Source organism: Shimia sp. R9_3 (assembly GCF_017743755.1).
Lineage (GTDB): Bacteria > Pseudomonadota > Alphaproteobacteria > Rhodobacterales > Rhodobacteraceae > Shimia.
On sequence record NZ_JAGHRP010000003.1, the window covers coordinates 225,497 to 238,673 of the forward strand.

General features: G+C 53.1%; 14 protein-coding genes. 11 read left to right on the forward strand and 3 right to left on the reverse strand.

The features are described from left to right. Positions 1 to 191 precede the first annotated feature (191 nt). Complete coding sequence (locus J7412_RS09990) at positions 192 to 1,373, reverse strand: phytanoyl-CoA dioxygenase family protein (RefSeq protein ID WP_209078510.1); 1,182 nt, start codon at positions 1,371 to 1,373, stop codon at positions 192 to 194. Between the two features lie 80 nt (positions 1,374 to 1,453). Here J7412_RS09990 and J7412_RS09995 point away from each other — a divergent pair, with 80 nt between their 5' ends. Beyond that, on the forward strand, positions 1,454 to 2,473 hold the full coding sequence (locus J7412_RS09995; protein ID WP_209078511.1) for a LacI family DNA-binding transcriptional regulator: 1,020 nt from the start codon (positions 1,454 to 1,456) through the stop codon (positions 2,471 to 2,473). Positions 2,474 to 2,767: 294 nt separating this feature from the next. Here J7412_RS09995 and J7412_RS10000 read toward each other — a convergent pair whose 3' ends face one another. Then, positions 2,768 to 3,106, reverse strand: coding sequence for a helix-turn-helix domain-containing protein (locus J7412_RS10000; RefSeq protein WP_209078512.1), 339 nt, complete (start codon positions 3,104 to 3,106; stop codon positions 2,768 to 2,770). 264 nt (positions 3,107 to 3,370) lie between these two features. Between J7412_RS10000 and J7412_RS10005 the strand changes: the two genes are divergently transcribed. Genes J7412_RS10005 through J7412_RS10025 form a run of 5 tightly spaced genes read left to right on the forward strand, consistent with a single transcriptional unit; the run spans position 3,371 to position 7,112 of the window. Beyond that, a complete protein-coding gene (locus J7412_RS10005; RefSeq protein WP_209078513.1) occupies positions 3,371 to 4,609 on the forward strand; it encodes a hypothetical protein in 1,239 nt (412 codons plus the stop codon). Between the two features lies 1 nt (position 4,610). Continuing rightward, entirely contained in the window at positions 4,611 to 5,453 is an 843-nt protein-coding gene (locus J7412_RS10010) for a hypothetical protein (RefSeq protein WP_209078514.1), read from the forward strand. Positions 5,454 to 5,479: 26 nt separating this feature from the next. After that, a complete protein-coding gene (locus J7412_RS10015) occupies positions 5,480 to 6,094 on the forward strand; it encodes a glutathione S-transferase N-terminal domain-containing protein (RefSeq protein WP_209078515.1) in 615 nt (204 codons plus the stop codon). Positions 6,095 to 6,096: 2 nt separating this feature from the next. Then, complete coding sequence (locus J7412_RS10020; RefSeq protein ID WP_209078516.1) at positions 6,097 to 6,627, forward strand: hemerythrin domain-containing protein; 531 nt, start codon at positions 6,097 to 6,099, stop codon at positions 6,625 to 6,627. Between the two features lie 38 nt (positions 6,628 to 6,665). Beyond that, the gene (locus J7412_RS10025; RefSeq protein ID WP_209078517.1) at positions 6,666 to 7,112 is read left to right on the forward strand and encodes an SgcJ/EcaC family oxidoreductase; all 447 of its coding nucleotides are present in this window, start codon (positions 6,666 to 6,668) and stop codon (positions 7,110 to 7,112) included. 131 nt (positions 7,113 to 7,243) lie between these two features. On the opposite strand, the gene J7412_RS10030 is transcribed toward J7412_RS10025, so the two are convergent. Next, complete coding sequence (locus tag J7412_RS10030; protein WP_209078518.1) at positions 7,244 to 7,516, reverse strand: hypothetical protein; 273 nt, start codon at positions 7,514 to 7,516, stop codon at positions 7,244 to 7,246. Positions 7,517 to 8,459: 943 nt separating this feature from the next. Between J7412_RS10030 and J7412_RS10035 the strand changes: the two genes are divergently transcribed. The 5 genes from J7412_RS10035 to J7412_RS10055 all read left to right on the forward strand — a co-directional run bounded on the left by J7412_RS10035 (position 8,460) and on the right by J7412_RS10055 (position 12,763). Next, entirely contained in the window at positions 8,460 to 8,705 is a 246-nt protein-coding gene (locus J7412_RS10035) for a helix-turn-helix domain-containing protein (protein ID WP_209078519.1), read from the forward strand. Between the two features lie 417 nt (positions 8,706 to 9,122). Continuing rightward, positions 9,123 to 9,647, forward strand: coding sequence for a TnsA endonuclease N-terminal domain-containing protein (locus tag J7412_RS10040; protein WP_209078520.1), 525 nt, complete (start codon positions 9,123 to 9,125; stop codon positions 9,645 to 9,647). Then, positions 9,644 to 11,785, forward strand: a complete 2,142-nt coding sequence (locus J7412_RS10045; protein ID WP_209078521.1) for a hypothetical protein — start codon at positions 9,644 to 9,646, stop codon at positions 11,783 to 11,785. Before J7412_RS10040 ends, J7412_RS10045 begins: the two co-directional genes overlap by 4 nt. After that, complete coding sequence (locus tag J7412_RS10050; RefSeq protein WP_209078522.1) at positions 11,775 to 12,164, forward strand: ATP-binding protein; 390 nt, start codon at positions 11,775 to 11,777, stop codon at positions 12,162 to 12,164. The genes J7412_RS10045 and J7412_RS10050 overlap by 11 nt, the downstream gene beginning before the upstream one ends. Positions 12,165 to 12,178: 14 nt before the next feature. After that, positions 12,179 to 12,763 carry a TniB family NTP-binding protein gene (locus J7412_RS10055; protein WP_348540493.1) on the forward strand — a complete coding sequence of 195 codons (585 nt, stop codon included), beginning with the start codon at positions 12,179 to 12,181 and terminating at the stop codon, positions 12,761 to 12,763. The last annotated feature ends 414 nt before the right edge of the window (positions 12,764 to 13,177 follow it).

A 13,177-nucleotide genomic window follows, 5' to 3' on the forward strand; every position in this document is an offset into this window, starting at 1 on the left:
GGCTGGGAAATCAACAATTACAATGTCTTTTGCTGAGGCGTCTTATGCGTTTCAAGTACTGAGATAGGGTTTGTCCGCTGAGCGGTCGATCCTTGCAAACCTGACAAATGACCCCTCCGAGCCCAGAGCGGACCTTGGCCATGCGCGCAGCGAGCGACGGCTTAGGGGGGCGGCTGCTAATCCGCATATGCTTAGGTCATTCTTGCACTACTCATCTGATCGAGTCGCTCGGCGAAGGCATGCTCCTCGATCCCCTCCACCAATGCGCGCCGAAAGAAGGCGGCTTGGGTTTCCGGTGCAAGACCGTTTGTCGGCGGATCGCGATCCAGGTTTGTCGGAAACGAGTACCCTTCGGCGGTCGCAGCGATTGCCGCAGACAACTCGGCGGCGCTGAGCCTGTTTGTTTGCTTGGCCTGAAACGCGTGAGGGAAAAGCAGTTTGCACATTCTGTCCCGGTCGACTGTCTCCATTGCGCGACCAAAGGCCGATGACACCTGCAAAAGGTTGGCGAAGCGGTGAATGTCATGACTGGTGTTGGCACCGGCCGCGTGAAACAAGGCGGGGGAGAAGAACACGGCATCTCCTTTGGCCAGAGGTAACTGAACATAGCGTTCTTCAAAAAGCGCCCGAAAGTCGTCCCGGCGCCATGCTGCATAGCCCGGACGATATGCTTGCGAAAAGGGCAGCAGTTTGGTCGGGCCGCTTTCCAAAGGCATGTCGCAATGTGCAACAGCGCCCTGAAGCGTCAGAATTGGCGAGACGTCGTGGACGTGTGCAGGATAAGACGCGCTGACGTCGGCGGTTTGAAATCCCAGATGATAGTCGCGATGAGCCTGTTGAGCTGCGCCGCCGGGATGAACCAGGTTTACCTGCGCCGTCATCTGATAGTTCGGCCCCAACCAAGCTTCGCAAACCGCCGCGATAGAGGTGTTTGCGAAGTAGTTTAGATACACTTCGGGCGAGGCTTCGCAGAGTTTTTGAAGCGAGTTCCATATCCGATCATTTGCTCCTGACGCCGCGAAGTGATCGCCCGCGCCACCAGTTTCCTGTTTCTCTTCCGCAATAATTTTATCGTAGATGCGGGTCGCTTCATCCAGAGCTGCCGTATCGGCATAGGCTCCCTTCAAGGCCACGACTCCTGCACCAGAGCGCAGGACTTTCGCCCATTCCGCCATGAGCTTTCGACGAGTTTGGTCACCCTCGAGGGCCGGACGCAGGTCCGCCATATCGTAGATCGGGATGTTCTTTTCAATTGTAGCTGCATACGGCACCTGCTCCCCGCGCGTAGCTTGATCGATGAGTGCTGTGAACTCCCCAAGATCACAAGTATCGGGGTCGTAGTAGGCGACGGTGTTCTCGACGGCATCCTTCATGGCGGCTCCTCCCTTTTTCCCAAAGAGGATACAAGCGCAGGCATTGCGTTGGGTCCAAAAACACATCAAAAACACATCAAATGACACACCGCTTTCCAATCAAAGAGATTGCCCGGCAGGCTGGTTTGAGCACCGCCACTGTCGATCGGGTTCTGAACGAACGGGCCCATGTGAGCCCGCAAACAAAGCTGCGTGTGACAACAGCTATCGAAGAGTTGAAGGCGCAAGAAGCCCAGCTTGCTGCCCGCGGTAGACGTCTGTTCTTTGACTTCGTTGTAGAGGCACCATCTCGATTCAGTCGCGAGGTAAAGTCGGCCGCAGAAACTGTATTGCCACAGATCAGGACTGCGGTGTGCCGCCCTCGATTTCTGCTGCAGGAGATCATGGAAGAGGATGAGGTCGTCGCAGCGCTGAAACGGATCATGAAGCGAGGTAGTCAGGGAGTGTGTATTAAGGCGCGGGATACGGCACGTATTAGGGAAGCAGTGAAGACGCTGACCGCCGCAAAAATCCCGGTTGTCACGCTTGTCACCGATATCGGGGATACCGATCGTCTTGCCTATGTTGGGTTAGACAACGCCGGAGCAGGACGTACTGCTGCCTATCTTATCTCCCGTATGCTTGGGGATGAGCCGGGAATGGTCTTAGCCACTCGCAGCCATGAACGCTTTCTGGGAGAAGAACAACGCGAGTACACATTTACCGAAACCTTGGCACGCGAGCGTCCTGATCTACAGGTCCTTGCTGTCCAGGGCGGCAGTGGAGTGGACTTTGAAACGTCAAGGCTCTTAACGAAGTCCGTGGACGGCATTCATCATCTGCGCGCGGTCTATTCGATGGGGGGTGGCAACCTATCGGTCCTACGCACGCTAGAGCACAAAGGTCTGCGCCCCGACGTGTACGTGGCCCATGACCTCGATCGGGAAAACAGAGAGCTGATTCAGGACCGGCGCATCGACTTCATCCTGCATCACGATCTGCAACTGGACGTACGGAACACGTTCAACACCTTCCTATCTTATCATGGGCTGTCCAGCGGTCTTGTGGAGGCGCCGATCTCCACAGTCCAGGTGCTGACACCGGAGAATATACCGCGGTAAGATCCGTCCAGTCAGGGGCGCACTTCAACCGGAAAGGCAGTCATCACTGCTTTCATTGGCAACTTCTGCTCCGTCCGCGATGTGTGAGTCCACTCGGTCTTCAATATTGCAAGTGCAGCGAATGACCGCTAAGCGGGCTGCGTCCGCAGCATTCGAGACCATGGTTGAGTGACCGGCATGGGCCGATCGCCGCACTCGTACCGCCGATAGAGCGCTGGCACTTTACTCCGTTGTGGTTTCCGCCATCCAAACGCGCCAAGGAGAATTTCACGTAGCAGTGGAACAAACGCCTGGCTAATCGAGCGCGTTTTCCCATTGCCGCGACCAGCGTTCCAACTCATTCAGAACCGTGTGCAAGGTCTCCCCTCGCTCCGTCAGAGAGTATTCGGTTTTGGGGGGCACCTCCGCATAGACCTTGCGTTGAATGACCCCATGCTCTTCCAGCTCTCGTAGTTTGCGCGTTAGAACCCGCTGAGTGACATCGGGCATCTTCTTACGCAACTCGCCGTAGCGTTTGGTTCCCGATTGCAATGTGTGCAGTATCTGGCACTTCCATTTGCCCCCGATGATCTCAATTGTCGCCTCAGCCGGGCAGTAGTGGGCCGCGGTGTTATCTGTGGTTTCCTCTGCCATTTCAGACCTCTGTCTTAAAATCTGTTTTTTGTTTTGCGGTAGTAGCCCGGACGCTGCCAAAGGCGCCCGCTGCGCTGCGGACTTCGGGTGCCTGTAAAACTTTGTTCATGGTATCCTTTTGGTGCCTACTAACATGCACCATAGGTACATGCCATATTGGCACGACGATTGCTGAAGCGTCCAGCGCTGTTCCCAAAGGTGACAAAAAACCTAATGGCAAAAAGACTTTACGCAAAACGATCGCTCAACCAGATAGGAGGCCCTATGCAACCGATATCACCTCTTCCCCTCAGCGCAGCTGCGTTGTCCCTCGCGTTTTCGGCCAGCGTTGCCGCGTCAGAGGCCCCGCAATCCACCACTGTGTTGGAATTCGCAGACGCCAACACGCTGTTTGTGGCAGATTCCGATGGGGCAAAGATCTTTGCCTACACGCTGCCCGATGTTGTGCCAGCCACGGAATCGCAGGGCTATAATCTGATCGGGCTTGGTGCGCAGATCGTTGAGCAGCTTGGCGTGAACCCTTTTGCGATCAGCTATCATGATGTCGCCGTGAACCCGGTTTCCAAGGAAACCTATATTTCCTTGTCCGTGCGGTCCGGCGGCGAAAAATCCCCCATGGTGATCAAGGTCAATCAGGCCGGGGACATTGTGCCGCTTGATCTTGCGTCTCTGGCGAGCACCTCCTTCACGCTGAGCGATACACCGGATGACAGCGTGACATTCTGGCGTGATATCCCGGCGTCGACCTTCACCGTCACCGATATGGACTATGTTGACGGCGCGCTGTTTGTCGCTGGGCTGTCTACCGGGGAATTCGCTTCTACCCTGCGGCACCTGCCTTATCCGTTTGACGGAAGCGCCTCCGCATCTAGCATCGAAATGTTCCACACGGTTCACAATCAGACAGAAACCCGTGCGCCCATCCGAGCGATGAGCGTGGTGGATCTGAACGGCACGCAAACGGTCGTTGCGGCCTATACCTGTACGCCATTGGTCACCATTCCTTCGGCGGATCTGGTTGATGGCAGCCATGTCATTGCCAAGACCGTGGCTGAACTTGGCTATGGCAATACCCCGCTCGAGGTTCTGCATTTCACCGCCCCCAATGATCAGTACCAGCCCGAAGAATATGTGCTTGTGATCAACAAGGAACGTGACGCCGATCTCATGCGCGTGGCCGATCTGGCGACCGCATCAACCAGCGAAGGGTTGTCAGAACCAGTATTGTGGGGGGATGCCGGAGTGGAAACCACATCGCGCCCGCTCGGTGCCGTGTTGCAGGCGGATGATCAGGATGAACAGTATCTTCTGACACTGAAACGGAACCTCGACACCGGGGATGTGGATCTCGTGTCTTACCGCAAAGGGGCGTACTTCCGGCTGAATGACTTTGTCAGCGAATACAACTTCCCGGACTACGCATATTCCGAAGAGCAGGAATTTTACCGCACTTTCCAGAACCTTTTGAAGGTGGATGCAGGTTATCCAGATCTGCAGCGGTAACATGCAGATGAGAAGCCTGATTGTATCTGCAGGCGTTGCGTTGGCCGGTTTTATATCGGCCAGCGCGACTGCACACGCCTGTGAGAGCAACAAAACACCTACGGCATATGTTGACCAGGTGTACCCAACTGCGGAGATTTTGCCGGAGAACCTGCTGCGCTTTTATATCTATTTCTCAGAGCCAATGGCACGAGAGGGAATTTGGAAGTCAGTTGTTCTGCTGGATGCAGATGGCGAAATTGTTACCGGTGCTTTCATCGAGAACAAGTTTGATCTCTGGTCGCCAGATGATCGGCGTTTGACGGTGCTGTTTGATCCGGGCCGCGTAAAGACAGGACTTGTGGCCCATAACACTCTGGGCCGTGCTCTGGAGGCCGGCGAGAGTTATACCCTAAGGGTTGATGCGGGTGCGGAGACACGTAGCGGCTGCGCTATGAGCCGTGCATACAGCAAGACCTTTGACGTCGTTGAGGCTGACTTTACCGTGCCAGATCTGGCCGACTGGCGGATTTTTGAGCCGTCAGCAGGCTCCAGAGACACCCTGCGCGTGGCTCTTGATGGTCCAACGGACCATCTGTCACTGGCCTACAGAATTCGCGTCAAGGATACGCAAGGCAACCTTGTGCGTGGCGCTCTGCGCTTAGGCGACGAGGAGCGGGAATGGCTATTCACCCCCACAGCACCTTGGGCCGGCACTGCCTATCACCTCGAAGTCAACACAACACTGGAAGACATCGCTGGAAACCGACTGACGGGATTGTTTGATCGCCCTCTGGTGACGGACGGCTTTAGCGAACCGGGCTCGGCGGTGGAAACGCTGACATTCACCCCACGCCCAAACTGAGACTACACACGAAAGGACTACCCAAAGTGAAACTCTACTACGCCCCCGGAACCTGCGCTCTTGCCCCTCATATTGCACTGGAATGGACCGGTGCCTCTTATGAGGCAGAACGTGTTGAGCTGGGCTCTGAGGACTATCTGAAGATCAATCCGCTTGGCATGGTGCCCGCGCTGAAAGATGGCGACCACCGGATCATGACACAGGCAGATGCAATCCTGAAATACATTGAGGTGTCATTCCCGGATGCAGATCTCGGCGTTGCCAAAGATCCGCTCAGCCAGTTTGAGCTAGATGAGACATTGGCCTTTCTGACAGGCGATTTCCACCCGGCCTTCTGGCCCTTTTTCGCAGCACCCCGATTTACGGTGAGCACGGAAGATAGCGCAATCAATGATGTGCGTGAGGCGTCCTTTGCCCGCATTGATCGGGTGATGACCCACCTTGAGGCACTTCTGAAGGATGGCACACATCTGGTCGGCGGCAAGCGCACCATAGCGGATCCTTATGCCTTTGCCATGACCCGCTGGACAGCCCACACGCCCAAACCTTGGCAAGACTACCCTGCTGTGAAGCGCTTTATGGAGGCCATGCTGGACGACAAAGGCGTGCAGAACGCGATGAAAGCGCAAGGATTGAGCTAACCATGACGCCCTATGACTACAACGCCCGTACTTACCATGTCGCGACCCGCGACATGGTGAGTACGGACCTGTTGCAGGGCATCTTTCCTGCGGATCGTGCCTCTTGGGACAATGATCCACAGTTTCTGGGCTGGCCTGCCCATCTGCAACGACTGCACGCCACAATATCAGAGGCCAGCGCGCGGTTGGTTGGCGGACTTGAGGCTGTGCTCGATGAGCCTGAAGGCAGTGCGCAGGAGGTGATGGGGCTGAGCGGCATGAACAGGCTGGGCCTTGATCTGGTCGGTCACGTACATGCGCATCACAGCTTTGAGGACAGCAATGTGCTGCCGGGGTTTCTTCACCGATTTCCCCAGCTCGTGCAGGCGATAGACCTGCTGGAAAACGATCACAGCTTTCTTGATCAAGCGCTGGACCAATCCGAGTTGGTATTCGCGCGCCTCAATGGAGAAGGCACCTCAAAGGCAACGGTGGCGGAAGCGCTTCAGCAGGCCGAGGCGCTCAAAAAAGATATTGCATCGGCACACCTATGATGAAGAGGATATCCTGATCCCCGCAGTTCTGAGCGCCTATGGCTGACACACCCGAAGATATTCCACACCTGTTTGCCAAGGCCTGGAATGCACGAGACGCGCACGCGCTTGCCTCCCTCTTTGTTGAGGATGCAGATTTTGTGAATGTGGTTGGGCTTTGGTGGCATAACCGTGATGATATTGAGCGTGCGCACCACTATGGGCTCACAACCTTTTTCCAAAGCTCCGAGATCTCACCGCGGCGCATCAAGGTGCGGCAGGTCAGTGATGATATCGCCATCATCCACACGCGCTGGCGACTGCGGGGCCAGCTTGGCAAAGAAGGCGAACAGCTCGACACGCGTTTTGCGATTATGATGTTTGTCGCAGAGCGACAGCGCTCTGGTTGGGCTGTTCTGGCTGCGCAAAACACCGATATTGTCCCAGGCGCGGAAACCAACACGATCAGCAACGGAACGATGCGAGCCGCAGATTATCGAAAATGAGACGGCCTTGGACAGGGCTTGCTCAATCGCACCTGATAATGATTGTTGAGTGCCGGCAAGTTGCCAAACTGCGTTTCAAAATCATTTCACTGCGCCCCTACAGATTAGCCCGCTTATCAAGGTGCATGAGCCTAAGTGCACCAGCTCTTGGCTGAACGCCAATGTAAAACCTCAAGTTCTTCAGCGGTTTTTGATCGCAAGAAATTTGTTTCGAAGACGACCGTGGCAGGGCTGGCAAACTGATCCTTGTGCACATTTGCTCTGGCTTCCGTAATAAATGGATGTTCGGAGATCAGACAGTCTTGCACCCTCTTGGAAACGATGTAGCCCTGCAGATCCATATCGATCGTCTGAAACTGCAGCGTTTGGCCCGTTTGACTGGTGATTTCAAAATCGGATGGCATGACCAATCCAAGCTCGCAAAGTCTTCTTGCACCATGGGGTGTTGAACAGCCGTGCAAATCTAGATTTACAATCTCTAGCAGATCTTCTGGCGTCACTGTTTGTGGGAAAGCGGAACTCCAAGTGTTTTCTGCGATCTGCGATACCCACAAGCTTCGTGACGAAAAGCAAACTTTTTGGGTGCTTCAGAGGTCAATTCGAAAATCAAGTAGCTATCGGCTTTCCCATGATAGCTCCCTCGGGAAGTATTGGCCTCCTGTAGCGTGGCATTTCCGTCTGAATCAGGCCTGCTTCCAGAAGTATGTTTCGTGCGATATTTCTTGCGATGCCGAGCTTTCTGGCAACTCCTATGATCGTTTCCGTGTCTCGCCAAATCTGGATTAGTTTCCTTGGAGTTACCCTTGGCCTGCGTACTCCGCGCTGCACTCTCAGTTTTTGCTCACGGAACAGACGTAGCAATGTCGACAATTTCAAACTGTTGTCTTGGGCCACCTGAAAGCATGTCGCCCCTTTCTTGTATTGCCTGTGAAGGTGCACAACATAGTTAAATCGAGCGATTTCCAGTAGTCTGCGCCCAACGAGCGGCGATACCCCGAGCCGCTTGGCGAAGGTCCGCAGACAATCTGATGCCTTCAATAAGGCGATTAAACACTCGCGCGCATAGACTTTGGCACCTGTGTTCGAAGCGATCACGGAGTAGAGTTCTTCGTTCCCAATTTTTACTTTGCTGACTTTTCGCACCTGAGTTCTCGGTTTGTGGGGGAATGTTTTCTGTCGCGGTGTTGCTTTATTTCAATCGGTTAGCACGAACGGCACAAGGTTGGATTTCGTTTTTTCAAGGCATTATTGCTTAAGCCATTGAAATAAAGCAAAAATAGTGACTCAAGATGTGGTGTGCTGTAGAATGGCACGTACTTATTGTTGGTGTTAGACTGAGGACTTAGCTTGGCGGGCGTATTGATCGTGGATTTGGCAAGACATGAACGTATCAAGTACGATCTACGTTTGTTGGGCACGAGTTTGGCGCAGATAAGTAGAGAACTTGGGGTTTCCATCAGTTCCGTTTCAACTGTCTCGCAGGGCTATCGGCGATCGGAACGTATCCAGAAAGCCATTGCCGTGCAGCTCGGAACATCGCCTGAAGTTCTGTGGCCGGAAAGATATCAAACAGATGGAGGCAAGGCTAAATGACCTAATTTGTAAGATCACACCTAGAAGGAATTAATGAAAGAGGCCTCGCAAGCCCTTACACCGCGAGACCCCTTTTTCTGCGTCGATTAGAGAACCGATGCTCCTTCTTCCCCTGATAGCACCGCAAAGTCAACTCTTTCATCGGCTCTTATAGCCGATGAGGCGGTTGGGCTTTGCTCGATAAACACCGAAGAAAAGGGTGGTTGGCCTCCGGCTTGTATAGCTGGCGTGCCCGCCAATTTGAGCATGAAGAAGCAACAAACGATAATCACGGGCACTAAGTCGCCCGAACCAAGCCGTGCAACTCGCACTATACCAAGGCGTTCAACTGCTAGTTCTCGGGGATGTTTTCCCGTTCAATTGCCTGGGTGGGAGCATCCAAGGATCGTTCAATATGAAAGCAAATTGGAAGAGAGAGTGTACTTCCTCTATCTGGCTAACCACGACGTTAGGGACATTTGGGAACAGCCGACGGCTGTTAGATACATAGATGCTGCAGGTAGATCTCAAGTACATTTCCCGGATTGTCTGCTCAAACTGGGCAATGGACGCCGATTGTTACTGGCCATAAAACCTTGGAAGAAAGTCATAGAAAGCGGTTTTCTTTGTGAACTAAGACAAATTCGCGCCGCCCTCCGCAAAGACTTCGCCGACGATCTAGTTCTTGTCACTGATAGAGACTTTACCCGCGACGAAGCGTTAAACGCACAACGTTATCTCGAGTTTTCGCGCTCAAGAAACGCCGCCCATCAGAATAAACTGCTGAGTATCGTTGAGAGTCTCTGCTCTCCCATAACGTTGGGGGCTCTGTCTCAAATGTTGGATCTTGAGGGAGATGGCTTCAGAGCAATTGTCATTGCCATCTATGAAAAGGTTTTGATCGCAGACAAAACGCAACTGCTTGGCACCGAGAGTATTGTTGCGAGGGGGGGCATGATATGAACCTCCCGTTGAGATTGAGTTCGTTCGCATTGCTGAAAGTGAATGCGCGAAAGTATGCCTTCAATCAGCGAACCGAAAACGGTTACATTTTCGAGGATGTTGAGGATAGAGAACGAGAGCTGTTCCTTACCTTTGGCGAACTACATGATCTCTTACAGAGATCGGATGTACCATTAGACCCGTTCTACTTTCAGCCGGGACGAAGGGATTTACGCGCGAGCACAGGTATCGATGCGCTAGAGAGCTACTCTGATGAGATTAAGTCAAAAGTTGTTTGGCGCTTGGCGTGGGTAAATGGTTTCCTTCAATATGAGCGTGACAACGAAGCCAAGCGTACAGATGCGTCGATAGAGAGGGTCATCCCTGCAATTGAAGCGCACGTAAACGCCCAAGAGCGGGCTGCTCAAAGTAACTGGAAACAGCCGCGAGCGGGGAAGAAAAACAACTATCGGGCTCCGCCAAGTTCGCGGACCTTAAGGACATGGCTGAAGCGTTATGAAGATGCCGGGTGCTCGCCGCTTGGCCTGATCCCAAGAACACATCTTTCCGGAAACCGCACTGCTCGGTTTTGCCTGGAGGCATCCAAGCTGATCGGAAAGAGCGTTGAAGCTTATTTGACCCGCCAAAGACTGTCTAAGAGAAATGTCGCTGATCTGTGCCGGGACCTATTCAAAAAAGTTAATAGGTCGAGAGCGGCGGAGGGTAAGCCCAAACTGACAGTCCCTTCAAAGCGTAAGGTTGAGCGCGAGCTATCGAAGCTCGATCCTTACTTCACATGCGTGCAGCGGCATGGAGTCGACTATGCAAATCGCAATTTTGCTATCTACGAAGAAGGCGTCACTGCGGGCTATCCGATGGAGAGAATAGAGATTGATGAGTGGTGCGTGGATCTGGTTTCGCTTCTCGCTGCGCGCGGTGCTTTGGATCAATTAACTGCGGAGGAATTAGCTAAGGTAAAACGAGGTCGCCGATGGCTGTATCTCGCAATCGACTGCGCCACACGGTGTGTTGTGGGTATGAGACTCGCCGCGAAACCAAATCGCGAGGATGCGATCGCCCTTCTATCTGATGTGACGCGCGATAAAACTGACATTGCGCGCGCGGCCGGGTGTGCATCAGATTGGCATCACCATGGAGGTTTGAGCTCGGTGGTGACAGATCTTGGTGTCGCTTTCGTAGATGATACCTTTCGATTTGCGGTTTGCGAAGCTTTTGGGATCGTAGAAACGCCGCGTGGCGGTCTCCCGCACCTCAGGGGGCGAGTTGAGCGTATATTTGGTGCATTTGGGGCGCTTCTGATGCCCTACTTGTCCGGGCGAACTTTCTTCAATCCCCAACAAAGAGGCGATTATCCGTCTGAAGAAATGGCAATATTCTCGGATGATGCTCTTATGGAAATCTTGGTCCGATACGTCGTTGATATCTACCACAACTTGCCGCATCGCGGCTTGAACGGGGAAACGCCCAACAATTGCTGGGATCGGCTTTCCAAGGCACGAGGTGTTGTAACTCATTTGGCAGAGGCGACCCGCCGTATTGCCTTTGGTATCAAATACCACCGGAGTGTCTCCGGAAGGGGCGTTTGTCTTTTTGGGATCGACTATAGCTGCGCAGAGCTAAGACGTTTTTTTCTTCACGATCATAGAACTCACGTTGACCTGAAAGTGCACCTTAGGGATCTCGGTTGGATCATGGTGCAAATCGACAAAGACTGGTTTGTGGCGCATGCACTGCAAAAAAGCTTTGAAGGCGTTTCTTACGAACAGTGGGAAGCCGCAGCACGCGAATTGCGATTAAAACATCAGGCTGAGGCAGTCCTGCAAGAACAGGTCGTGTCTGACGCTTTGGCCGACATCATCCAACGAGATCGCGATGAACGTGAGCGCTTCGGAGTTGTTCTAAAGCGACAAACTCCTGCCGGGTTGGAGCGCGCTAAAGAAGACCTCTTTCTCGGGCTGAGTATTGACGTCGACGAAGCAGAGATCTTTGAGCTTACGCCTGAACCAGACCTTTTTGGGCATGTAGTTCCTTTGCAGAATGAGCCAGGCAATGCGGGTTCAGAAGTTTTGGCCAAGGAGCAAAACTCTGGGGATACCTCGCTTCCAGCTCCGGGTTGGAGGTTTGAAGATGACGAGTGATTCAAGACCACAACTGGAAGCGGTGGATATCCAGATCGCTCGTTTGCGAGATTTGTTTGTAGCGCATCAGGCTTCAGATGAACTCAGGCTTTCCTTTGATCGTCAGCTTCGCGAACGGCGTGCAGCTATCCGTTTGGGCAGCCGCAATAAAGTCAGGGGTTTAGCGCTTATTGGCGCTGCTGGGAGCGGAAAATCCACCGCAGTTGATCGATTAATTGAAACGCATCCTGACCTGATTATAGTCGAGGAAGGCTCGGGTCCTGCGGAAGTAATCAAGTTTGACGTTCCATCGCCTGTTTCACTAAAGGTCGTTGGAACAGAGCTCTTGAGCGCTCTGGGTTTTGAGCTTGTACGTGAAAAGTCAGAAGCATTAATTTAGAGGCAAGTGCGTCAATTTTTACGTGCGCGCAAAACTCTTTTTTGTGCATCGACGAAGCACAAGATCTCTACATCAATAAGGGCAACAAGACTCGCAACGATGTGGTGAATACCCTCAAAGCTCTCATGAATGATCGGGATTGGCCTGTGGGGCTGGTGTTATCTGGCACACATGATTTGCTTGAAATGATAAACTCTGATGCGCAGCTAAGAAAACGGCTGCACGTCACCCATTTAAACCCGGTGAGTTGGGTGTCGCACGGAGGTGGTGTTTCGCAAATCCTTGCTGGTCTGATAGCCAAGTCGGGTTTGCTACCCACCGAACAGGTCCAGGTCGGTGAATTCTACAAAAGGCTGATGCACGCGGGTGCAAATGAGTTCGGCCTCATCATTGAAATGAGTTTGGACGGAATTGAGGAGGCGCTCTATTCAAATGATAGTCAGCTTACGGTCGATCATTTTGCGGACTCATTTCGGAGAAAGACGGGCTGTATCCCTGCATTCAACCCCTTCCTCGCGGAGGACTTTCAAAGAATAGACGTGCGCAAAATTATTGGTCGGGATGCTTCCCAGGATTCTAGACTCCTGGAGGGCGATTAATGATTGAACAATTAGCTCTCACCTCCAAAATCGTGCACCTAGAAACGCCGGCTTCCCTTGTTTCCAGGGTTTCTAGAATAAACTTCAGTGTACCGAGAGAATGGTGCTCGGATCTCGGGCTGCGGTGGACAAGAATATGCTCGGCATATCCGGATCAGTTCTGGCGTTTATCCAGGTTGACTGGAGTTTTACTAGAGCAACTCACGTTTAATGCACCAGTACAAATAGGCCCGTGTAGATATCGTGTAGGACATTCCAGCGCGACCAATGGTACGATGCTTCGTGCAATCACTCGGATCTGTCCACAGTGTGTTCTAGAAACGCTTGAGCAGGCTGGGTCACATGGGGGCTTTCAGCGGCTTGACTGGTTGGTGTTGCCAATTGGAACCTGTGCCAAACACGGGGTGCCGCTAC

Excerpts from the sequence above, each read along its gene's own strand:
- J7412_RS10005 (WP_209078513.1), top strand. The coding sequence starts at position 3,371 with ATGCAACCGATATCACCTCTTCCCCTCAGCGCAGCTGCGTTGTCCCTC.
- J7412_RS10010 (WP_209078514.1), top strand. The coding sequence starts at position 4,611 with ATGCAGATGAGAAGCCTGATTGTATCTGCAGGCGTTGCGTTGGCCGGT.
- J7412_RS10020 (WP_209078516.1), top strand. The coding sequence starts at position 6,097 with ATGACGCCCTATGACTACAACGCCCGTACTTACCATGTCGCGACCCGC.
- J7412_RS10045 (WP_209078521.1), top strand. The coding sequence starts at position 9,644 with ATGAACCTCCCGTTGAGATTGAGTTCGTTCGCATTGCTGAAAGTGAAT.
- J7412_RS09995 (WP_209078511.1), top strand. The coding sequence starts at position 1,454 with ATGACACACCGCTTTCCAATCAAAGAGATTGCCCGGCAGGCTGGTTTG.
- J7412_RS10030 (WP_209078518.1), bottom strand. The coding sequence starts at position 7,516 with ATGCCATCCGATTTTGAAATCACCAGTCAAACGGGCCAAACGCTGCAG.
- J7412_RS10025 (WP_209078517.1), top strand. The coding sequence starts at position 6,666 with ATGGCTGACACACCCGAAGATATTCCACACCTGTTTGCCAAGGCCTGG.
- J7412_RS09990 (WP_209078510.1), bottom strand. The coding sequence starts at position 1,373 with ATGAAGGATGCCGTCGAGAACACCGTCGCCTACTACGACCCCGATACT.
- J7412_RS10000 (WP_209078512.1), bottom strand. The coding sequence starts at position 3,106 with ATGGCAGAGGAAACCACAGATAACACCGCGGCCCACTACTGCCCGGCT.
- J7412_RS10050 (WP_209078522.1), top strand. The coding sequence starts at position 11,775 with ATGACGAGTGATTCAAGACCACAACTGGAAGCGGTGGATATCCAGATC.